This is a genomic window from Cutibacterium avidum 44067 (assembly GCF_000367205.1).
In the GTDB taxonomy this organism is placed as follows: Bacteria; Actinomycetota; Actinomycetes; order Propionibacteriales; family Propionibacteriaceae; genus Cutibacterium; species Cutibacterium avidum.
The window spans coordinates 1,319,128-1,341,022 of sequence record NC_021064.1; the positions used below are offsets into that span (position 1 = coordinate 1,319,128).

At 63.6% G+C, this 21,895-nt stretch carries 21 protein-coding genes; 3 read left to right on the forward strand and 18 right to left on the reverse strand.

Going from position 1 to position 21,895, the window contains the following annotated elements:
* Nucleotide 1 precedes the first annotated feature (1 nt).
* Nucleotides 2-1,543 (reverse strand): YfcC family protein, encoded by a 1,542-nt coding sequence (locus PALO_RS06010; RefSeq protein WP_080634301.1) that lies wholly within the window; start codon nucleotides 1,541-1,543, stop codon nucleotides 2-4.
* Nucleotides 1,544-1,724: 181 nt separating this feature from the next.
* On the opposite strand from PALO_RS06010, the gene PALO_RS06015 reads away from it, so the two are divergent.
* On the forward strand, nucleotides 1,725-2,624 hold the full coding sequence (locus PALO_RS06015) for an aldose 1-epimerase family protein (RefSeq protein WP_015582825.1): 900 nt from the start codon (nucleotides 1,725-1,727) through the stop codon (nucleotides 2,622-2,624).
* 55 nt (nucleotides 2,625-2,679) lie between these two features.
* Here PALO_RS06015 and rny read toward each other — a convergent pair whose 3' ends face one another.
* The 4 genes from rny to PALO_RS06035 form a co-directional block, all read right to left on the reverse strand.
* Nucleotides 2,680-4,305, reverse strand: a complete 1,626-nt coding sequence (gene rny, locus PALO_RS06020) for a ribonuclease Y (protein ID WP_015582826.1) — start codon at nucleotides 4,303-4,305, stop codon at nucleotides 2,680-2,682.
* 97 nt (nucleotides 4,306-4,402) lie between these two features.
* Nucleotides 4,403-4,951 carry a recombination regulator RecX gene (gene recX, locus PALO_RS06025; RefSeq protein WP_080634302.1) on the reverse strand — a complete coding sequence of 183 codons (549 nt, stop codon included), beginning with the start codon at nucleotides 4,949-4,951 and terminating at the stop codon, nucleotides 4,403-4,405.
* On the reverse strand, nucleotides 4,948-5,994 hold the full coding sequence (gene recA / locus PALO_RS06030) for a recombinase RecA (protein ID WP_015582828.1): 1,047 nt from the start codon (nucleotides 5,992-5,994) through the stop codon (nucleotides 4,948-4,950). Before recA ends, recX begins: the two co-directional genes overlap by 4 nt.
* A 307-nt stretch (nucleotides 5,995-6,301) precedes the next feature.
* A complete protein-coding gene (locus PALO_RS06035; RefSeq protein WP_004811580.1) occupies nucleotides 6,302-6,496 on the reverse strand; it encodes a DUF3046 domain-containing protein in 195 nt (64 codons plus the stop codon).
* 149 nt (nucleotides 6,497-6,645) lie between these two features.
* Here PALO_RS06035 and PALO_RS06040 point away from each other — a divergent pair, with 149 nt between their 5' ends.
* Nucleotides 6,646-7,404, forward strand: a complete 759-nt coding sequence (locus PALO_RS06040) for a DeoR/GlpR family DNA-binding transcription regulator (protein WP_036902406.1) — start codon at nucleotides 6,646-6,648, stop codon at nucleotides 7,402-7,404.
* Nucleotides 7,405-7,489: 85 nt separating this feature from the next.
* Here PALO_RS06040 and PALO_RS06045 read toward each other — a convergent pair whose 3' ends face one another.
* The 4 genes from PALO_RS06045 to rimO form a co-directional block, all read right to left on the reverse strand.
* Nucleotides 7,490-7,765 carry a helix-turn-helix domain-containing protein gene (locus PALO_RS06045; RefSeq protein ID WP_004811583.1) on the reverse strand — a complete coding sequence of 92 codons (276 nt, stop codon included), beginning with the start codon at nucleotides 7,763-7,765 and terminating at the stop codon, nucleotides 7,490-7,492.
* Between the two features lie 100 nt (nucleotides 7,766-7,865).
* A complete protein-coding gene (locus PALO_RS06050; protein ID WP_004811585.1) occupies nucleotides 7,866-8,351 on the reverse strand; it encodes a CinA family protein in 486 nt (161 codons plus the stop codon).
* A complete protein-coding gene (gene pgsA, locus PALO_RS06055) occupies nucleotides 8,348-8,968 on the reverse strand; it encodes a CDP-diacylglycerol--glycerol-3-phosphate 3-phosphatidyltransferase (RefSeq protein ID WP_004811587.1) in 621 nt (206 codons plus the stop codon). Before pgsA ends, PALO_RS06050 begins: the two co-directional genes overlap by 4 nt.
* 120 nt (nucleotides 8,969-9,088) lie before the next feature.
* A complete protein-coding gene (gene rimO / locus PALO_RS06060) occupies nucleotides 9,089-10,513 on the reverse strand; it encodes a 30S ribosomal protein S12 methylthiotransferase RimO (RefSeq protein ID WP_041710269.1) in 1,425 nt (474 codons plus the stop codon).
* 35 nt (nucleotides 10,514-10,548) lie between these two features.
* On the opposite strand from rimO, the gene PALO_RS06065 reads away from it, so the two are divergent.
* Entirely contained in the window at nucleotides 10,549-11,355 is an 807-nt protein-coding gene (locus PALO_RS06065; RefSeq protein WP_015582832.1) for a fructosamine kinase family protein, read from the forward strand.
* Between the two features lie 125 nt (nucleotides 11,356-11,480).
* Here the strand turns inward: PALO_RS06065 and pyrE are convergent, their stop codons facing one another.
* The 9 genes from pyrE to pyrR are packed head-to-tail and all read right to left on the reverse strand — an operon-like array spanning nucleotide 11,481 to nucleotide 21,752.
* Entirely contained in the window at nucleotides 11,481-12,131 is a 651-nt protein-coding gene (gene pyrE / locus PALO_RS06070; protein ID WP_015582833.1) for an orotate phosphoribosyltransferase, read from the reverse strand.
* A 28-nt stretch (nucleotides 12,132-12,159) separates the two neighbouring features.
* Complete coding sequence (gene pyrF, locus PALO_RS06075) at nucleotides 12,160-12,870, reverse strand: orotidine-5'-phosphate decarboxylase (protein WP_004811594.1); 711 nt, start codon at nucleotides 12,868-12,870, stop codon at nucleotides 12,160-12,162.
* A 26-nt stretch (nucleotides 12,871-12,896) separates the two neighbouring features.
* Nucleotides 12,897-13,820 carry a dihydroorotate dehydrogenase gene (locus tag PALO_RS06080; protein ID WP_015582834.1) on the reverse strand — a complete coding sequence of 308 codons (924 nt, stop codon included), beginning with the start codon at nucleotides 13,818-13,820 and terminating at the stop codon, nucleotides 12,897-12,899.
* Nucleotides 13,817-14,611 (reverse strand): dihydroorotate dehydrogenase electron transfer subunit, encoded by a 795-nt coding sequence (locus PALO_RS06085; protein ID WP_015582835.1) that lies wholly within the window; start codon nucleotides 14,609-14,611, stop codon nucleotides 13,817-13,819. The genes PALO_RS06080 and PALO_RS06085 overlap by 4 nt, the downstream gene beginning before the upstream one ends.
* On the reverse strand, nucleotides 14,611-17,817 hold the full coding sequence (gene carB / locus PALO_RS06090; protein WP_015582836.1) for a carbamoyl-phosphate synthase large subunit: 3,207 nt from the start codon (nucleotides 17,815-17,817) through the stop codon (nucleotides 14,611-14,613). Before carB ends, PALO_RS06085 begins: the two co-directional genes overlap by 1 nt.
* Nucleotides 17,817-18,905, reverse strand: a complete 1,089-nt coding sequence (locus PALO_RS06095) for a carbamoyl phosphate synthase small subunit (RefSeq protein ID WP_015582837.1) — start codon at nucleotides 18,903-18,905, stop codon at nucleotides 17,817-17,819. Before PALO_RS06095 ends, carB begins: the two co-directional genes overlap by 1 nt.
* The gene (locus PALO_RS06100) at nucleotides 18,902-20,239 is read right to left on the reverse strand and encodes a dihydroorotase (RefSeq protein WP_015582838.1); all 1,338 of its coding nucleotides are present in this window, start codon (nucleotides 20,237-20,239) and stop codon (nucleotides 18,902-18,904) included. The genes PALO_RS06095 and PALO_RS06100 overlap by 4 nt, the downstream gene beginning before the upstream one ends.
* The gene (locus PALO_RS06105; protein WP_004811600.1) at nucleotides 20,236-21,180 is read right to left on the reverse strand and encodes an aspartate carbamoyltransferase catalytic subunit; all 945 of its coding nucleotides are present in this window, start codon (nucleotides 21,178-21,180) and stop codon (nucleotides 20,236-20,238) included. Before PALO_RS06105 ends, PALO_RS06100 begins: the two co-directional genes overlap by 4 nt.
* The gene (gene pyrR, locus PALO_RS06110) at nucleotides 21,177-21,752 is read right to left on the reverse strand and encodes a bifunctional pyr operon transcriptional regulator/uracil phosphoribosyltransferase PyrR (protein ID WP_004811601.1); all 576 of its coding nucleotides are present in this window, start codon (nucleotides 21,750-21,752) and stop codon (nucleotides 21,177-21,179) included. Before pyrR ends, PALO_RS06105 begins: the two co-directional genes overlap by 4 nt.
* Nucleotides 21,753-21,895 lie beyond the last annotated feature (143 nt).

Consider the following 21,895-nt stretch of genomic DNA (forward strand, 5'->3'; position numbering starts at 1 on the left):
CTCACACCATCGTCTGCAGGACCAGGAGGATCCCGCCATACACCAGGACGAACACGACCAATGGCCACACGAACTTCAGCCAGTGCGAGTACCTGATGTCCAGCATTTGCAGAGTTGCCATGACCAATCCTGTGGGTGCCAGGAACAACATCGCGTACTGACCCCACTGATAGGCGCACAACACTGTGGCTCGCGACACCCCGGCGGTGTCGCCGAGAGGAGCCATGATCGGCAGTGCCAGAACGGCCAGACCCGACGACGAGGGCACGATGAATCCCAGCAGGAAGAACACGATGAGCAGGGACAGCACGAAGACGGGGCCATTGACGTGGGAGACCACCTTGGCTGACTCATACAGCAAGGTGTCAGAAATCAAGCCTTCATTGAGGATGTGATTGATTCCACGCGCCAACCCGATGATGAGGGAGACGGCCACCAGGCTTGATGATCCTGCGCTGAACGCATCGACGAGTTTTTTCTCACTGATTTTATTCGGTCCGGTCGCAGCAATGAACATGATGACAATGGCAATGGCGAGGAATGATGACGCCATCGCCGGGAACCACCATCCTCGGGCCATAACTCCCCACACCATGATGGGAAAGGCTGACGCGAAGAGGACGAGGATGACTTTACGACGCCAATCGAATCCCACCTCGGCGCCGTCATTACCCAAACCCCACTGAGCCGCAAAAGCGTCGCGATCCTCCCAGACGTAGGAGAATTCCGGATCTGCCTTCACCTTTCGTGAATACCAGGCGAGATAGATGACGACAGCTACCGCTCCTCCGACCAGCCCTACCACACGCCATGGCATGCCTTCGGTGAGTCGAATACCGGCCGCATTCGCTCCGATGGCAGAGGAGAACGGGTTGATGGTCGAGAAACACGTACCAATCGATCCAGCGAGAAAGACCGACCCAACGACGACCAGAGCGTCATACCCCATGGCGATGAAGACCGGAGCAAGGATGGGATAGAAGGCGACTGCCTCCTCCTCGAGTCCACACGTCGTTCCGCCCACGATCATGAACAGGGACACGGAAAGGACAAGGAGGAACTCTTTTCCCTTGGACTTGGCAGTGAGTCTCCCGAGACCGGCCTCGAATGCGCCACTAGCCCTCACAACGCCAATGAGGCCACCCAGTACAAGGATGAAAACGATGATGTCGACGGCCTCGATCGTTCCCGTCACCATGCCGTTCGTAATCTCTCCGATACCGGCTGGATGGGATGCCAGGCGTTGATAGGTGCCTGGTACTGACACCGACCCCGTCATGGACCCTGAGGTGAATTCCGAGATCTTCATGGCGACCCCATATTTGTCGAGGGTCTCCTGGGTGGCCGCATGCTTCGTCATGGTGCCATGAGGATCCACAATGACCAACTGTTGCGAACCTGCGGAGTAACTCATCTTTGAGTAACTTCCGGCTGGGACGAGCCATGTACACGCAACGGCGAGGACTGTGAGGACGAAAAGGATTGTGAAAGCTGACGGAACCCGTAGGCGATGGCGGGTCGCAGTAGCATTGTTGTTGGACAAGATTCACCTACTTTCAGCATCGGTGAGTCGTCGCAACGGAAGGACCGACGACACTGCCGGTTCACCTGCCCTCCGTTGGGCACTATCAACTCGACTAACAATAGTATAACAACCCAGTACCTGCAGGTACTGGGGCTTAAGAATTAGCGCCCGGAAAGGACGGGACGATAGGCTTTTCATCATGATCAATGACGTCATACTCCCCACCGGCACCCAGTACGAGATTTCCCACGGTCCTTGGCAGGCCGTCGTGGCGGAGCAGGGAGCCACCCTTCGCAGTCTTCGCCACAACGGAGACGACGTCATCAAGACCTTTGAGGCCGACCAGTCCCCCGCTTCGTCGCAGGGGCAGCAGCTCCTCCCCTGGCCCAACCGCATCCGTGACGGCCGCTACCGATTCGATGACGTTGACCAGCAGCTGGCTATCAGCGAGGTCGATCGCAACAATGCCATTCATGGTCTGGTGGCGTGGTCGCCGTGGCACCTCGTCGAGCACACCGACTCCTCGGTGACCCAGGAGATCCGGATCATGGCTCGGCCTGGCTGGCCTGGAACGATTGATGTCCGGCTGACCCACAACCTGGATGATCACGGACTGACGGTCACCGTGAGAGCTCGGAACGTCGGGGCCACGGCAGTGCCTTTCGGCTATGCCGCCCATCCCTATTTCTGCCTCGGCGGGTCCATCGATGAGTGGAAGATTGACGCCCCGTTTGCATCCTGGCTGCAGGTTGACGATCGGCTTCTGCCGGTGCGGATTTGTGGGATGGACGAGGTCCACACGATGAGTGGGCAGTCGCTCGGTCAGCGCACCTTCGACACCGCCTACACCTTGGATCGTGAAGGAACCGTTGGATCGCCGGCATGGCGCATCAAAGTCACCAGCGATGAGACCAGCCATGAGTTGTGGGGAGATGCGACCATGGGCTGGGCGCAGATTTACACTCCAGATGACCGCCTCAGCCTCGCCGTCGAACCGATGACATGCGGGCCGGACGCCTTCAACGAGGGACCCACCCATGGAGACGCCATCCGCCTGGAATCCGGGGACGAGGTCGCCCTCACCTGGGGAATCGCCTGAGCTGGCTGCTCGGGACGGCATCCCGAACCACCACGTTTCCACAAGGGCTGGTGGCTCAGGATTCTCCCACCGTCTCCACGGCTTGGAAGGAGCGGATGACGGTAACCCTGGTGCGTCCTGGCACGGTGACCTGCTCCCCCACCGCCAACGCGATCTGGCGTGCGAGTCGGGATGCGTGCAGATCGTCCACCGTACCCGGATCGACGAGGATCTGGACCTCACGTCCAGCTTGCAGGGCGAATGCCCGTTCGACCCCGGAGAAGCTGGTGGCAATCTCCTCGATGGTGTCCATCCGGCGGACATGGGCCTCCAAGGAATCTCGACGTGCTCCTGGGCGGGCCGCAGAGATTGCATCGGCAGCCTTGACGATGAGATCCGTGACGCTCACGGGCTCAATCTCATCGTGGTGAGCTGCAATGGCATGCACGACCTCATCGGATTCCCCATGGCGTCGTGCCAGTTCGGCACCGATGGCCGCGTGGGTCCCCCCAACCCCCGGGGTGAGGGACTTACCGAGATCGTGCAGGAAGGCCGCACGACGACAGGTGTCGACGTCGCCACCGATTTCGGCTGCCAGGGTGGCCGCGAGTCGGGCGCACTCGACGCAGTGATCGAGCACCTGTTGGCCGTAGGAGGTCCGGAAGCGCAGGGACCCGAGGATGGGGAGGAGCCGATCGTCAATGTCGCCGATCCCGGCTTCGGACAGCGCCTCGGACGCGGCTTCCAGGCACATCTGTTCGATGTGGTCGACGGCTCGCTGATGAGCCTTCTCGATGCTGATGGGGTGGATGCGACCGTCTTCGACCAGATCTACGAGAGCCTGTCGGGCCACCTCGCGCCGCATGGGGTCGAAGCAGCTCAGCAAGACGATGCCCGGAGTGTCATCGATGATGACCGTGACTCCCGTCACTTGCTCGAAGGTGCGGATGTTGCGGCCTTCTCGCCCGATGACGCGACCCTTCATCTCGTCGCTGGGCAGTGGAACGACGCTGACGACGGTGTCGGCAACCATCTCGGAGGAACACCGCTGAATGGCATCAGCCACGATGTGCCGAGCTTTGCCCTCGGCGTTCGTCGTCGCCTCGGCGATGATCGCCCGGGCACTGTATTCAGCCACCGCACGAGACTCTCTGCCGAGGTGCTCTGCCAGTTCGTCTTGGGCCTGGCCAAGGGACATCCCGGCGACGCGCTCCAGCTCCGCGACAATCTGCTCGTCACGTCGATCGAGCTCGGCGTCCCGCTCGTCGAGGTGGGAGCTGCGCTCCGCCAACTCCAAGCGCTCCCTCTCGAGCTTGTCGAGGCCGTCGTCGAGGTGGCGACGGGCTTCGCGCAGCTGACGATCACGCTCTGTCAACTCTTCGGCAGAGCGCTGGTTGATCTCAAGCAGGGCCTCGGCGCTGTGGCGAGCCTGCTCGGCATGATCGGCTCGACGCTCTTCATCAGCGAGCCGCACTCGACTGGACTCGAGCGCAGCGCGAGCTGCCTCGGTCTCGTCACGACTGTCCGCAAGATCCTGAGTCGCACGCACCAGGCGCTCCTCGCTGCGGGATAGCTCCAATGCCTTCGCATCGCGTTCTGACTCTGCTCGTTCCGCCCTCCTGCCAATGGCTCGACGATCTGCCAGCCAGCCAATGATGACTGCCACTGAGAGCACCGCCACCACGACGAGTGCGATGAGCATGACCTCTACCCTTCCTCACATCCTGACTCGGAGCTGCACCGTCGCCCCCCTGACGTCGGTGCCAGGAAAACCGAGGTGAGGGGCAAACGATACGACCTTAGTCGAAGGGGCCGGTCATCGGCGCTTCGGGGGGTTCCTCACCGAGTTCCTCGCGGGCGGCACGGATGGCGGCCCAGGCGACCTGGGGTCCGTAGCCCTTGCGGGCCAGGGCACCCAACACCCGGCGGGTCAGACGGGCTTCCTCGACACCTCGACCTGCCCGCAGCTTGCTCACTGCGAGTTCAGTGGCGGCATCCAACTCGTCAGCCTCCGTGATCTGGGAGGTCGCGTCCTCAATGATCTGGGAATCGACCCCTTTGCGCGACAATTCGACTGCCACTGCTCTGCGGGACAGACCCCGCACACCGTGACGGGACGCTATCCATCGGTTGGCAAAGTCAGCATCATCGACGAGCCCCACCTCGGTGAGGCGATCAAGGACTGCCTCACGCACCTGCTCGGGCACACCTTTGGAATCCAGAGCTGCTGCGAGTTCACTTCGGGTGTTGGCCCGACGATCCAGTCGTTTGAGGCAGATCTCGCGAGCTTCCTCGTACCACTGGTCGTCGGTCAACTCCTCTGGAGAATCCTTGCGTCGCCGGCTCAGAATTCCACCTCACCGGTTTCGGGATCGACTCCCTCGGGAACTTCGGCCTCACGCAGACCCAGGTGGGTGAGGATCTTGTCCTCGACCTCGTTGGCGACGTCCGGGTTGCCCTTGAGGAAGTTGCGGACATTCTCCTTACCCTGACCCAGCTGCTCATTGTTGTAACTGAACCACGATCCGGACTTGGTGATGATCCCGCAGTCCACGCCCATGTCGATGAGGCTTCCCTCTCGGGAAATGCCTTGGCCATAGAGAATGTCGAACTCGGCCTGCTTGAACGGCGGGGCGACCTTGTTCTTGACGACCTTGACGCGGGTACGGTTACCGACCATCTCGGAACCGTCCTTGAGGGTCTCGATGCGGCGCACGTCCAGTCGCACCGAGGAGTAGAACTTCAACGCGCGTCCACCGGTAGTCGTCTCCGGGGAGCCGAACATGACACCGATCTTCTCGCGCAGCTGGTTGATGAAGATGGCCGTCGTCCCGGCCGCGTTGAGGGCACCGGTCATCTTGCGCAAGGCCTGGCTCATGAGGCGAGCCTGCAGACCGACGTGGGAATCACCCATCTCTCCTTCGATCTCAGCCTTCGGGGTGAGGGCTGCGACGGAGTCAATGACGACGAGCTCAAGGGCGCCCGACCGCACCAGGGTGTCGGCAATCTCGAGGGCCTGTTCACCGTTGTCAGGCTGGCTCACCAGCAGGGAGTCAGTGTCAACACCAAGCTTGCGGGCGTACTCCGGGTCGAGGGCGTGCTCGGCGTCGATGAAGGCGCAGATGCCGCCTTCGGCCTGAGCGTTCGCGATGGCGTGCAGGGCCACCGTCGTCTTGCCCGAGGACTCCGGACCATAGATCTCGACGATTCTGCCGCGTGGGAGGCCTCCCACACCGAGGGCGACGTCCAGGGCCACCGATCCCGTCGGAATCGCCGCAATCTTCACGGTCTCCTGCTCGCCAAGGCGCATGACGGAGCCCTTGCCGTGCTGCTTCTCGATCTGCTGCAAGGCCGTGGCAAGGGCCTGTTCGCGATCTGCGGTCGCTGCCATGTCGTTCCTTCCTTGAAGGCGGTCTCCCGCCCCATTTGCCGCGCGGCATCGCCGCAGCGTTGGTCATGTGTCGTGATGAGGGAGACACACCGGTTTCCCCGTGTCATCACTCAAACTGTAGGAGCGAGGTCGGACAATCCGTCAGCCAAGTTCGTTCCTGTGGATGACTGCCGTCACGGCTGTCCGCTCGCTTGTGGACAACCCTTCCAGATGCCACTGACGACTTTGCAGCGCGTCGTGTTCCGGTTTTGTTCCGTTTTCGTTTTGGCACCGTTCCTCGGCGTCCGGACACGTCCATCTCCCCAGGTCAGCGCAGCGAGTCGGGCAGCTCCAGTGCCTCCCAGCAGGCCCGCCAAATCGTCTTGGCATCGACCCCATCAGCCAAGGCTTCCTGCACAGTCCGTGAGTCGAGACCCGGTACAGCCTGCTGTGCAGCCCAGATTCGGCAGTAGTCGTCACCCAGGGCCTCAGCCAGTCGCGTCCACAATTGGGTCTCTGTCATGAAGACAAGCATAAGGGCAGGATAAGATCAGCGCAGATGTGCGAACGCTCACTGCACGGCTCTCCCCACGAGCCATGAGTCGCGCGAAAGGAGAAGCGATGACGATGCCGTCGGATGCCCATTCATCATCCTCACGGCGAAACGACCGCATGGTCGCCATTCTCGCCATGTTGCGTGACCACGACGAGGTCCCCTTGCGGGCCATGGCGGCCACCCTGGGAGCGAGTGCTGCGACGATCCGACGCGATGTTGCCTCACTCGCTGAGCAAGGCCTTCTCATTCGCTCACATGGAACAGCTCGCCGCGCCGGAACGGGTGCCGAACTGCCCGTCAACTTGCGGGACGGCCGTCGTCGCCGCGCCAAGGAAGCCATCGCGCATGCCGTTGCTTCCGAGCTTCCGGTGGGACGTCACGCGATTGGGCTCACCGGCGGCACGACGACCACTGAGATCGTCCGGGCCTTGCATCATCGCCATGACCTCACCCTCATCACGAACTCCGTGAGTATCGCCCTCGAGGCCGCCGGCCAGGGCCAGCAACGTGTCCTCATCACCGGCGGGGTGCTACGCCCCTCCTCCTTGGAATTGGTCGGCTCCCTGGCCGAGTCCACCTTCAAGCAGGTCAACGTCGGCACCGCCATCGTGGGGTGTGACGGACTGAGTGCCGAGGGTGGCCTGACGACCCACGACGGCATCGAAGCCGCTGCAAACCACACCATGATCAAGAGAGCAGCTCGCATCATCGCGGCTGTGGACGGTTCCAAGATCGGCCGAGTCACCCTGGCAAAGCTGGCTGAGGCCAAGGACGTCGACCTCCTCGTCACCGACGACTCAGCTGATCCCGACGAGCTGGCCCGGTTGCGCGCTCTCGGAATCGCAATTCGTATCGTCCACGCACCGACTGACTGATCAGGCCGCGCGCCGCCCAGATGGCGGAACCAATCCGGGCCATTCGTGGTCGAGAGACCCACAACACAGAAGTTCAGGGTGTTGTTCATGCCGCAACAGTGATGCGGTGCTCGGGGGTGCCTTCGCTCTTGAGCATCTTGTCGCTGACGATGCGCATCAATTCGGACTGTGGGAGGTCCAAAGCGGTGCAAATGGCGAGGATGAGCTCGCTGGAAGCTTCCTTCTGGCCCCGCTCGACCTCCGAGAGGTATCCGAGGGACACGCGTGCGGCAGAAGACACCTCACGCAGAGTGCGGCCCTGTGCGAACCTCTGTTCACGCAGCGACTCGCCGAGCATCTCACGCAGCATAGCTGATTTCATGGGCGTCTCCTCCTAGGTGATTCATCCATGACAACGCTCCCAGCGGATGAAACATTCCCCACACGGCGAAATTCTTCACATTTTTCTTACGGGGTCGTCGTCAGTTCTGCGAACCGCTCAAAACCTCGCATCCGAGGTCCAGAAGTGCCTGGACCGTCGCCCGTCGAATCTCCTCGCGTGGCCCCTCCAGCTGAAGACGCTTCACGATCGGAGCTCCCTCGTACACCGCACCGATGAAGACTGTTCCGGCCCCCTCACCGTCCTGGGGATCTGGCCCGGCAACCCCGGTGCAGGACAGACCAATGTCAGCCCGGCATGCCTTCCGACATCCCATCGCCATCTGAGCCGCAGTGATGGAATTGATGACCCCGTTCTCGGCGATCCAGCCGGCATCGACCCCAGCGAGCTTGGTCTTGAGGTCGCTGGCATAGGTCACCAGACCGCCACGAAAGACCGCCGAAGCCCCCGGAACGGTCGTGATGGTCGCCGAGACCAGGCCTGCTGTCAGGGATTCGCAGGTTGCCGCCGTCAGACCGCGTTCCGACAACCCGGCAATGAATCGACGTGCGCCTTCGTCGCCGGTCACTTGAGGTTCTGCTTCCGAGACTTCACCGGCTTGACCCCAGCGTTCTTGGCACGGTTACGGATCTGGATGGCGTCCCTGATGTACACCAGGCCAGTGACGACGGTGAGCAGGAAGGCGATGATCATGACGGCCCAGGCGAAGACGTCGACGAAGGTCGGGGTTCGCCACAGGCCGAGGCAGAACAGCGTGATTGCCAGGGACTGCATAGCGGTCTTGAGTTTGCCGCCCTTGTTGGCCGCCATCACCTCATACTTGAGCATCTTCATCCGCATGACGGTGATGCCCCACTCGCGCAGCAGGATGATGATCGTCATCCACCATGGCAACTCGCCGAGAATCGACAGGCCAATGAAGGCCATGCCGGTGAGCGCCTTGTCAGCGATGGAGTCACCGATCTTGCCGAAGTTGGTGACGAGGTTGTACTTGCGGGCAATCTTGCCGTCGACGAAATCGGTGAGGATCGCCACCATGAAGACGATCGTCGTCGCCGTCCGCCAGCCGCCCTCATGGGCATGGGCCAACAGCATCCATCCGAAGACGGGAACCGCAACGGCTCTCAGCAGGGTCAGCGCATTCGGAACGTTGATGTTGCTGGAGCGGTCCTTCTTCGTGGCCATGGGCACAGTATCTCGCGTGACGACGCCTGATGCGACTCACCGCCCCGAAATGGTTCCCGATTGGTCCGTCGACGTCAGCGCCGTGGGACCACGGTGGTGCCGATGCCGTGGCAATGACGCTCAGGTCAGTACCGGGCGCGCAACGAGGTCGACGCCGTCAGAGCCGACGAAATCGACGTCCACGATGTCGCCGACGCTCACCTCGGCAGAATCGACGAGGGTCACGACCCCGTCGACCTCCGGGCCCTGATGCTCCGCCCTGCCGACGATGGCTTCGCCGGTCTCCTCAATCATGACCCGACTACGGGTGCCGACACGATCCTCGGCGCGCTGGGAGACGAGTTCGTCGATGAGATCGGCGAGATCTTCGCGTCGAGCAGCAATCACGTCCTCGTCGACATGGCCGTCGAGGGTGGCTCCCTCGGTGCCTTCCTCGTCGGAATAGGCGAAGATGCCAGCAACATCGAGCCGCGCCCGCTGCAGGAAATCGGCGAGGATCTCGACATCGGCCTCGGTCTCGCCGGGGAAGCCGGTGATGAAGTTCGACCTGAAGCCGGCTTCCGGACAACGCGAACGGATGGACTCGATGATGTCGATGAAGGACTCGGCGTCACCGAAGCGGCGCATCCGGCGCAACAACGGCCCTGATGCGTGTTGGAAGGACAGATCGAAGTAGGGCACGACCTTGGCGGTCGCCAGCATGGTGTCGACGAGCCCCGGTCGAAGCTCTGCGGGTTGCAGGTAGGACACCCGAATCCATTCCAGCCCGTCGACATTGTCCAGGCCGGTGAGGAGTTTCTCCAGAGCGCGCAGATCCCCCAGGTCCTTGCCGTAGGAGGAGGAGTTCTCACTGACGAGGAAGACCTCCTTGACGCCATGGTCAACCAGCCAGCGTGCTTCCTCGACGATCTCGGCGGCAGGTCGGGAGAGGTAGGAGCCCCGGAATCGCGGGATGGCACAGAAGGCACAGCGACGATCACAGCCCGAGGCCATCTTCAGCGCTGTGCTGGGTCCCGAGCCGAGACGGCGCCGGGTGGCTCGAGGGCCCGAGGCCGGGGCCATCGTGGCCGACAGATCAGGGGCGGTGCCATGGCCGGGAATCGACACACCAGAGCTGGCTGGCCTGCGATCGACCGGGCTGATCGGAAGTAGGGTGCGACGGTCATGCGGAACATGGGCCTCGATGGATCCCCCGTCGAGGATGGTGCGAAGCCGATCGGCGATGTCGTCGTAGTCGTCGAATCCCAGCACGGCGTCAGCCTCGGGGAGGGACTCGGCCAGTTCACGTCCGTAGCGCTCGGCCATGCACCCAACCGCTACAACCGACTGAGTGGGTCCGTGGCCCTTGAGGTCTGCGGCCGCCAGCAAGGTGTCGACGGAGTCCTTCTTGGCCTGCTCGATGAATCCGCAGGTGTTGACGACGACCGTCTCGGCCTCGCTGGGGTCGTCGACGAGACGGAATCCGCCAGCCTCCATGCGGGCCGCAAGCTCCTCGGAATCGACGTCGTTGCGGGCGCAGCCCATCGACACGAGATGGACTGTCATGAGGTGATCACCGGCAGACACGAGACTCCATTCTGATGGACGAGGTGGTTTCGGCTGCATCCTACGCGTCTACCGTGGGATACATGCCCTTTCGTAAGACCGACCACCACAAGAACGCCATCGACTACGAGGTTGCCGGGTTGACATGGCTCGCGGCTGCCCAGCCCGCTGGAGCTGCGATCGTCGAGGTGTTGGACCATGGCAATGGTTGGCTCGCGGAACCCGAGCTCTCCCCGATCCGTCCCACCCGTGAGGCGGCTGAGGAATTCGGTCGACGCCTGGCTCACACCCACGCAGCAGGGGCATCCCACCTGGGAGCGGCACCCGACGGGTTCACCCCTGACGGCGGATATATCGGTCGCGCTCCCCTGCGCCTGCCCTCCGAACACATTGACTCGTGGGGAGAGTTCTACGCCCGCCACCGCATCGAGCCCTACATGGACAGCCTTGACGCCGACGCCCGCGCGATCATGTCCAAACTCGTCGACCGGCTGGCCAGTGGGGTGCTCGACCACGACCAGCCCGCCCTGGTGACCGATCCTGCCGCTCGTACGCACGGTGACATGTGGTCCGGGAACCTCATGTGGACCTCCGACGGAGTCGTCCTCATCGATCCTGCTGCCCAAGGTGGTCATGCCGAGGAGGACCTTGCCTCCTTGTCGGTCTTTGGTGCCCCCTTCACCAACGAGATTCGTGCCGCCTACGACGAGGAGTCCCCACTGGCCGACGGTTGGCAGGAACGAGTTGGGCTGCACCAGCTCCACATGCTCATCGTCCACTGCTTCCTCTTCGGCGGCGGATATGTAGGTGAGACCGTCGAGGTAGCACGCCGCTACCTCTGATCGTCTTCCCCGGAACGGGCTCGTGGCCCCGTCATGTGACGAGGCCACGAATATGTCTCACCAGCCGGTTCTCGGCATCGATGTGAGTCGATGAGGCCAGCCTGGACAGGCTCATATGAAAGGAATCAGTGGGCGTCGGACCAGGCCTGCGGATCTGAGGACCAGGTCTGCAGGGTGGCCAGCTGCTCCGGGGTGATGCGTCCGGACTCCGCTGCCACTTCGATGAGGGTCGGGTAGTTCGACAGGGTGTACAGCGGCAGACCGGCCTCCTCAAACGCACGATGCCCCTTCTCCAGCTGGTAGGAGAACAAGGCGAGGACGCCGACCACCGTCGATCCCTCTCGCTCGACGGCCTGAGCGGCCTTGAGCACCGAGCCGCCGGTGGAGATGAGGTCCTCGACCATGACGACCTTGGAGCCGTCCGGGATGCGTCCTTCGATCTGGTTGCCGCGTCCGTGGTCCTTGGGGGCGGAACGGACATAGGCCATCGGGGCACCGAGACGATCGGCAGCCAGCGCGGCGTGGGCGATGCCAGCGGTGGCGGTCCCGGCGACGACGTCGACCTGATCGAAATTCGCGCGCACCAGCTCGGCCAGGCCCGAGGCGATGAGGTCACGGATCTGTGGGTCCGAGAGGGTCACGCGGTTGTCGCAGTAGATCGGTGAGTGCAGGCCGGAGGCCCAGGTGAACGGGGCATCCGGGGACAGCGAGACAGCTTCGATGTCGAGCAGACGCTCGGCGAACTGCTGGGCGATCTCCTTGTTGGTGACGGTCATGACGGTCTTCCTCCAGGTGGTGTTGTCGTCAGGCTGCCGTGCGTCCGGCATTCCATTCGTCGCGGATGGCGTGATAGGCCGCGACCGGGTCGTCGGCCTTGGTGATGGGACGGCCCACCACGATGGCCGAGGAGCCCATCGAGGCCGCGTTGCCAGGGGTGGCGACCCGGGACTGGTCCCCCACCGCGGCGCCTGCCGGACGGATACCGGGGGTGACACGCAGGAAGCCCGAACCCGTCACCGAGGCGATGTCGGCGGCCTCATGGGCCGAACAGACGACACCAGCCAGACCGGCCGACTGGGCAAGTTTGGCGTAGTTGCGCACCGATTCGGCCAGCGGCACCTCGATGAGCTGCTCGGTCTTGAGCGCTTCTGGGGAGGTCGAGGTGAGCTGGGTGATGGCGATGACACGAGTGGTCCCGGCCGCATCCCCGAGGCCCTCCAGAGCTGCCTCCATCATGGCCTTTCCGCCCGCGGCGTGGACGGTCAGCAGATCTGCTCCCAGTCGGGACAGGCTTATGGCCGCACCCTTGACGGTGTTGGGGATGTCGTGGAGTTTGAGGTCGCAGAAAACATCGTGCCCGGCGTCCTTGAGGCTGGTGATGACACTCGGACCTGCCGCGTAGAACAGCTCCATCCCCACCTTGACGAAGAGGCTCTCGTCGAACTTCGCGACGAAGTCGAGGGCAGCCTCGGCGCCGGGAAGGTCGAGGGCGATGATCGGACGGCTGGTGTCCATGTGTACTCCTTGATGGTGGTCGATGATCAGCGAGACCGGCGGACCTCGGTGCGGAGGCCCTCGAGACTGGGGATGTGCAGGTCGTCCATGAGCGGCTCAAGGCCGTCGATGATCTTGGGGCAGGCCAACGGATCGGTGAAGTTGGCGGTACCGACGGCGACCGCCGAGGCCCCAGCCATCATGAGTTCCAGGACATCGGCGCTGGTCGTCACCCCACCCATCCCGATGACGGGGATGTCAACGACCCGGGTGACGACGTCGATCATGCGCACTGCGATGGGAAGGACGGCTGGCCCGGAGAGCCCGCCCGTGCCGTTGGCGATGACGGGTTTTCGCCATCCCAGGTTGATCCTCATCCCGGTGAGGGTGTTGATGAGGGTCAGGCCGTCGGCCCCGGCGTCAGCGACCGCTCTGGCGATCTCGGTGATGTCGGTGACGTTGGGAGACAGTTTGACGTAAACCGGCACGTTGGCGGTCGCGACGACGGCTTTCGTCAGGTCGTGGGCGGCGGTCGCATTGGTGCCGAAGGTGATTCCTCCGCGCTTGACGTTGGGGCAGGAGATGTTGATCTCCAGGGCTGCCACGTTCGGAGCGGTCGAGATGACCTCGGAAACCGTGACGTAGTCCTCGGTGGTGTACCCGGCGACATTGGCAATGATCGGCAGGTCCGGGAAGCGCTCGGCCAACCACGGCAGCTTCTCGGCCATGACGACGTCGAGACCGGGATTCTGCAGACCGATGGCATTGAGCATCCCGCCGGGGGTCTCGGCGACCCGAGGGACCGGATTGCCGGGACGCGGCTCAACGGTGGTCGCCTTGATCATGATCGATCCCAGCACTGACAGGTCGTAGTACTGGGCATACTCGGAACCGAAGCCAAAACACCCACTGGCGGGCATGATCGGATTCTTGAGCTCCAAGCCCGGCAGCGAGACGGCCAACCTGTTCACAGCACGACCTCCTCGGCCTCGAACACCGGGCCGTCGTAACACACCCGGAACTGATGATCGGGGTCCCCCGCGTCCCGGATGACACAGGCGTAGCAGGCACCCACCGCGCAGGCCATCCTCTCCTCCAGGGAGAGCTGAGTGCGCACCGTCGGTGCCAGGGCCGACTTCACCCACTTCAGCATCGGGATGGGCCCACAGGCCTGCACGATGTCAGGGACGAACCGTCGCGCTGCGTCGGTCTCGGTGATCTGGGCGACGGTCCCCCTCGTCCCCACCGATCCGTCGTCGGTGGAGATGAGCACCTCGCCCAGCTGGGAGAATTCATCAGCCCAGAAGATGTCGTTGCGGCCCCGGAATCCCAGTCGGAACTGCACCTGGATGCCACGCTCCACGAGGCGACGACCGAGCAGGTACAGCGGCGGGATGCCCACGCCTCCACCAACGAGCAGGGCCCGTTGTCCAGACTGCACGGAGTCGAGGGTAAATCCGTGTCCCAGCGGGCCGAGGACGTCCATCCTTGCCCCGAGAGGCGCCCGCGACAGCTCGTCAGTTCCTCGTCCGACCACCCTGAAGATGAGGGTGTATCCCTCCTCGTCCGCGTCAGCTATGGACAGTGGCCGACGCAGCACGTGCAACCCACCGGGCAGCAGGTCGAGGAAGGTTCCCGGGACGGCCCTCGGCATCGGCCCGTCAGGGATGAGCCGCACCGAGTACACCCCGCGGGCAATCTCCTGACGATCCGTCAGTTCCATCATCTGAGGGGCCGGACGCTGCCCCGTGGCCCCGCTCATCAGATCGACTCCGTCGAGAAGACTCGCGACTCCATCACCCGGCAGATCGCCGCGGCGGTGTCGAGGGAGGTGAACAGCGGGATGCCCCGGGCGATGGCCTCACGACGGATCTGCTTTCCGTCGATGATGGTGCCCTGGCCGTTGCCCATGACGTTGATGACGGCGTCACACCCGTTGCGACTGATGAGGTCGAGGACGGACTCGGTGGAACCAGCCTCCCCCGACCCGATCTTCTCGGCCACGTCGATCCTCAGGCCACCCTCGTCGAAGAACCGCGCGGTACCCTTGGTGCCGACGAGCTGGAATCCGATCCGGTCGAAGCGACGGGCCAGGGTGAGGGCCTCGGGTTTGGCGTCGTCGGCCACCGTGATGAGGATCTTGCCATATTCGGGGACGTGCAGACTTGCGGCCTCGAAGACCTTGTACAACGCCTTCTCGACGGTGTCGTCAGAACCCATGACCTCACCGGTCGACTTCATCTCCGGTCCCAGGTGCGAGTCGACCAGGTCGAGCTTGGAGAAGCTGAACACCGGAGACTTGACGTGGATGCGCGTGGAGACCGGCAGCAGTCCAGGTTGCAGATCGAGGTCCGAGAGCTTCTCCCCGAGGATGATCCGGGTGGCCACCTCGGCCATCGACACCCCGGTGACCTTAGACAGGAAGGGAACGGTGCGCGAAGCACGAGGGTTGGCCTCGATGACGTAGACCGTGTCCTCACCGCTTGAGGGATCCCTGGCGATGACGAACTGGATGTTGAGGATGCCCTTGGTGTTCAGCCCCAGGGCCAGCTCCGTCGTCACCTCGACGATGCGATCTGTGACCTTCTGGCCCATCCGCTGCGGCGGGTAGACGGCCATCGAGTCTCCGGAGTGTACTCCCGCACGCTCGATGTGCTCCATGATGCCGGGGATGAGGACGTCGGTGCCGTCACAGATGGCATCGACCTCGCACTCAAGACCATTGAGGTAACGGTCCACCAGCACCGGCTTGTCGGGGCTGGCGTGGACGGCGTCGCGCATGTACCGCCTGAGCTCCTCGGCGCTCGTCACGATGGCCATGGCACGACCACCAATGACGTAGGAAGGACGTACCAGCACCGGGTACCCGAGCTCCTCGGCGACCACCAGAGCCTCCTCGGTGGACCGGGCGGTACCACCAGGAGCCTGTGGGATCCCCAGCTCCGCAAGCAGGGACTCGAATCCCTCACGGTCCTCGGCGCGGTCGAGGTCGGCAAGCTGGGTGCCCAGGATCGGCACCCCGGCAGCCTCCAGCTGGCCCGCAAGGTTGATGGCCGTCTGGCCACCGAACTGGACGATGACCCCCTCCGGCTGCTCGAGGTCGATGACGTTCATGACGTCCTCGATGGTGAGCGGTTCGAAGTACAGCTTGTCGGAGATGGAGAAGTCGGTGGACACCGTCTCCGGGTTGGAGTTCATGATGATCGCCTCATACCCGGCGGCCTGGATGGCCTTGACCGAGTGCACGGTGGCGTAGTCGAACTCGATGCCCTGACCGATGCGGATCGGCCCGGAGCCCAGCACCAGGATGCTGGGGCGATTCGACTTCACCGACTCGTTCTCCATCTCGTAGGTCGAGTAGAAGTACGGGGTCGAGGAGTCGAACTCGCCGGCGCAGGTGTCGACCATCTTGTAGACCGGCTTGATACCGGTCTCGACTCGACGGTTGCGTACCTCATCGGCGGTCCTGCCCCAGAAGTGGGCAATGGCCGGATCGGAGAAGCCGTTGCGCTTGGCGATCCAGAGAGTTTCCGGATCATCGGGGCAGGCCCGCAGCCTCTCCTCGATCTCGAGGATGTGGGCGATCTTGTCGAGGAAGAAGACGTCGATCTTGGTCTGCTCGTGGAGTTCGTGCACAGTGCGACCGCGGCGAATCGCCTCGGCCAAGCAGAAGAGACGGTCGTCTCGGGCGTGCAGCAGGCGTTCCTCGAGGATGTCGTCAGGTAGGTCCGCGACATCACGCAGAGCGATGTGGTCGACGCCGATCTCCAGGGAGCGCACTGCCTTGAGCAGGGATTCCTCGATGGTGCGCCCCAGGGCCATGACCTCGCCGGTGGCCTTCATCTGAGTGCCGAGGCGGCGATCGGCCCGGGCGAACTTGTCGAAGGGCCAGCGCGGAATCTTGGCAACGACGTAGTCGAGCATGGGCTCGAACATCGACCAGGTCGTCCCGGTCACGGGATTGCGGATCTCGTCGAGGGTCATACCGACGGCGATCTTCGCGGCGATCTTGGCGATCGGGTAGCCGGTGGCCTTGGAGGCCAGGGCCGAGGACCTCGAGACTCGCGGGTTGACCTCGATGACGTAGTACTGGAAGGACTCCGGGTCCAGGGCGAGCTGGACGTTGCAGCCTCCCTCGATGCCCAGCGCCCGGACTATCTCGATCGACGCGTCGCGCAACATCTCGTGCTCGACGTCGGTGAGGGTCTGGGTGGGGGCGAAGACGATGGAGTCTCCGGTGTGGACACCGACCGGGTCGAAATTCTCCATGGTGCAGACGACCATGGTGTTGTCGGCGCCGTCGCGCATCATCTCGTACTCGATCTCCTTGTACCCGGCGATCGACTGCTCGACCAAGCACTCCGTGACCGGGGAGAGTTCCAGACCCTTCCCGACGATGCGAACCAGTTCGGCCTCGTCATGGCAGATACCGCCGCCGGTACCGCCGAGAGTGTAGGCGGGACGGACGATGAGCGGGTAACCGATGGTGTTACCCACCTCAACCGCCTCGTCGACGGTGTGGACGATCTCGGAAGCCGGCACCGGCTGGCCCAGCTCGTCCATGAGCTGCTTGAACAGGTCACGGTCCTCCGCCTTCTCAATGGCGGAGAGCTTGGTGCCCAGCAGTTCGATGCCCAACTCGTCGAGGATCCCGGACTTGGCCAGTTCGGTGGCCATGTTGAGGCCGGTCTGACCGCCCAGGGTGGGGACGATGGCGTCGGGACGTTCCCGGCGCAGGATCGAGGAGACGAATTCCAGGGTGATCGGTTCGATGTAGACCTTGTCGGCGATGTCGCGGTCGGTCATGATCGTGGCTGGGTTGGAGTTGACGAGGATGACCTCGTACCCCTCCTCCTTGAGGGCCAGACAGGCCTGAGTGCCGGCGTAGTCGAACTCGGCGGCCTGACCGATGATGATCGGACCGGATCCGATGACGAGGATGCGATGCAGGTCGGTGCGGCGGGGCATCAGTTCTGGCCTCCAGAGTGATTGGCGTCCATGAGCGCCACGAAGTCGTCGAAGACGTGGGCTGCGTCGTGCGGCCCGGCGGCCGCGTCGGGGTGGTACTGCACCGAGAAGGACCCGAGACGGGTGTGACGCACACCCATGACCGTCTCGTCATTGATCTCGATGTGGGTGATCTCCAACTCCGTCCCGGCCACTGAGTCGGGATCGACGGCGTATCCGTGGTTCTGGCTGGTGAAATCGATCCGTCCGGTGGACAGTTCGCGCACCGGGTGGTTGAAACCACGGTGTCCGAAGGGCAACTTGTAGGTGTCGGCTCCGTTGGCCAGGGCGAAGATCTGGTGACCCATGCAGATGCCGAAGACCGGATAGTCCTCCTGGAGCTCACGCACCACATCCTGGACCTGCGGGATCGACTTCGGATCGCCGGGGCCGTTAGACAGCATGATGCCGTCCGGGGCCAGGGCACGCACCCGGTCGGCCGAGATGTTCCAGGGCACCACGGTGACGGCGCATCCCCGCTTGCCGAGCTCGCGCAGGATGGAGTGCTTGAGGCCGAAGTCGAGGAGCACCACGCTGCGTCCGCCCAGGGGCGACGGATAGGCGGTGCGGGTGGAAACCTGGGCGATCTGGTCGGTGGGAAGCTGGGTGTCGCGCAGCTTCTCCAGCTCGGCGTCGAGATCGGCGCCCGGGCCCAGCAGAACCCCCTTCATGACCCCCTCGTTACGCAGTCGTCGCACCAGGGCACGAGTGTCGATGCCAGCCAGGCCTGGAATGCCATGGGTGGTGAGGAACTCGTCGAGGCTGCGACGGTTGCGCCAGTTGCTGGCCAGTCGCGGCACCTCTCGGCAGATGACCCCGGCAGTCGTCGGGAAGAGGGACTCCATGTCGTCGCGGTTGATGCCGCAGTTTCCGATGAGGGGGTAGGTGAAGGTGACGATCTGTCCGTTGTAGGACTGGTCGGTGAGGGTCTCCTGGTATCCGGTCATCCCGGTGGTGAAGACGACCTCGGCACTCACCTGAAGGTCAGCCCCGAAGGCCTCCCCCTGGTAGCTCGTCCCATCGGCCAACAACAGGGTGCGTCTGCTCATCGCGGGTCTCCCATCTCGTGGTCATCAGTCTTGCCGATCTGCTGTCCTCGACGGTGCACCGTCCGGCCACCGACCATCGTCAGCACGCAGTCACCGAGGACGGGGCGACCGGCAAATGGGGTGTTGCGTCCCATGCCGGCACCCTCCTCGGGGATGATCGTCGTCTGGGTTTGCAGGTCGAAGGCGGCCAGGTCGGCCGGTCCGCCCGCTCGCAGTCGTCCGGCATCGGCCAGCCCGAACGTGTCCGCAGGCCCGACGGTGAGCCAGTCGACCAGCTGATCCAGGCGGAATCGACGGTTCAGCACGAAGTTCGTGTACAGCAGGGCGAAGGTGTGCTCATTCGTGATGACCCCGAAGGCGGCATTGCGGAAGGAACAGTCCTTCTCAGCACCGGCGTGCGGGGCATTGTCCGTGGCGATGCAGGTCAAGGTGCCGTCACACAGCCCCTCGACCATGGCGTCGACGTCATCCCGAGTGCGCAGCGGGGGATTCATCTTGTAGAACCCATCGTCGCCAGGGATGTCCTCGTCGGCCAGCAGCAGGTGATGTGGTGCCGCCTCGCCGGTGACCCGTGCACCGTCCTCCCGACCACGACGCAGGGTGCGAATCGACTGCCTGGTCGAGGCGTGGCACAGGTGGTAGCGGGCCCCGGTGGCCTCTGCGATCATGACGTCTCGGGCCACCTGGACCGTCTCGGTGAGACGAGTCATGGGCGGCAGGTCGAGTTCGCGGGCCCGGCGTCCGTCATTGATGACCCCGCCACGCACCAGGGACTCGTCCTCGGCATGGGCAGCGATGGGACGGTCCGCCGCGGCGGCAGCGCGCATGGCGTCGTACATCGTTGCGGCCAGCTGGACGCCCTTGCCATCATTGGAGAAGGCTATGGCCCCGGCCTGGGTCAGGGCATCGACGTCGACCAGATCGGTACTCGTCAGCCCGACGGTGATGGGAGCGATGGGCCGCACTCGCACCATCGCTAACTCCTTGATCCTGCGCTTGAGGTCGGCCATGAGCTCAGTGGTGTGCGGGTCGGGCACGGTGTTCGGCATCGCGCAGATCGTCGTCCACCCGCCGCGGGCTGCGGCGGCAGTGCCCGAGGCAATGGTCTCCTTGTGCTCCTGTCCCGGCTCGCGCAGATGGACGTGCAGGTCCACCATGCCGGGAGTCACGAGAGCCCCGCCCAGGTCGATGATCTCGGCGTCGGCTCCGTCGAGGGCATTGCGACGACCTCGTGAAATGGCCTCAATTCGGTCATCGCGAACGAGGAGCTGGGAGGGAACCGGGGTGGCTCCCTCCAGCATGGTCAACCCGGTGAGGAGGACCTTTCGGCTCACTTCGTCTCCCTGGCCTGCAGCACCTGTTCCAGAATGGCCATTCGCACCATGACTCCGTTCCCCATCTGCTCAAAGATACGAGATGAGGGGGCCTCCACGAGGTGACCGGAGATCTCACATCCGCGGTTCACCGGGGCCGGGTGCATGATGATCGCGTTCGGCTTCATCCGCTTCGCCCGTTCGTCGGTGAGTCCGAAGGCCTGCAGATAGTCGGTGGCGGAGAAGTCTGGGCCGGCATCGAACCTCTCATGCTGGACCCGCAGCATCATGGCGACGTCTACGTCGGAGATGGTCTCGTCGAGGGTGGCCATCGTGCCGAGCCTGGTGACGTCGTGGTCCATCCACTCGCGCGGGCCGGTGAAGACGACATTGGCACCAAGACGGGCAAGGATCTGGGCATCGGAACGAGCCACTCGCGAGTGGGCGATGTCGCCACTGATGGCGACCGTCAGGCCATCGACGTGACCGAACTCCTCGGCGATGGTCATGAGGTCGAGCATGCACTGGCTGGGGTGCTGACCGGAACCGTCGCCGCCATTGACGACCGACAGACCGAGCATCCCGGTCGACAACAGGTAGTCGTAGTAATGGTTGGTGGAGTGGCGGATGACGGCCACCTCGGCACCGATGGCGTCGACCGTGCGCACCGAGTCGTAGAGACTCTCCCCCTTGGTGACGCTGGAGTGTCCCGGATCGAAGTCGAGGACCTTCATGCCCAGGCGGTGCTCGGCCATCTGGAAGCTCGTCATGGTTCGGGTGGAGTTCTCGAAGAACATGTTGATGGCGACGTGCCCAGGCTCGACGTGCGGGGCCTCGCCGGCCTTGAACTGACGTCCGCGATCGATGATCTTCATGACATCGTCATTGGACATGTCCTCCACGGACAGGAAGTGGCGTCCGGAGTAGTCGACGTCGAACTCCTCAACGACCTCAGCACTCATCGGGATGCCACCTTTCGAATGGTGACGGCGTCCTCGCCATCGACTTCGGTGACGCGGACGTCAACAGCCTCACCCAGAGAGGTGGGGATGTTCTTCCCGACGAAATCGGCACGGACCGGTAGCTCGCGGTGACCGCGATCGACCATGACAGCCAGCAGGATGCGGTCGGGCCGGCCAGTGTCGAGCAGGGCGTCAAGGGCAGCCCGCACGGTGCGACCGGTGAAGAGGACGTCGTCGACGAGGACGACCGTCTTGCCGGCCAGGTCCCTCGGGACGTTGTTGCCGGAGAGCACCGGGTTCTGCGGGCGCTCGCGGTGCTCATTGGGATCGAGGTCGTCCCGGTACAAGGTGATGTCCAGCTCACTGATGGGAACATCCACATCGCTCAGGGAGGACAGCTTGGCGGCCATACGCTGTGCCAGGTATGCGCCGCGGGTGCGAATACCGACGATGACCAACTGGTCGAGCCCCTCATTGCGCTCGACGATTTCGTAACAGATTCTCGTCAGCGCCCGCTCCAAAGCCTTGGAGTCGAGGACGGTGACTTGGCCGGATGACTGGGTGAGTTGCATAACAGGCTCCTACCGCTGGACACCGCGGGTGCGAGGGTGGAGCACACCGGGCGACGCGCACATGCGCAGCCGCCTGTTGGCACGACCTTCGCGACCTCACGGGATCGCCGTTAAAGGGCGTCGCCAAGAGCGTAGCACGACCC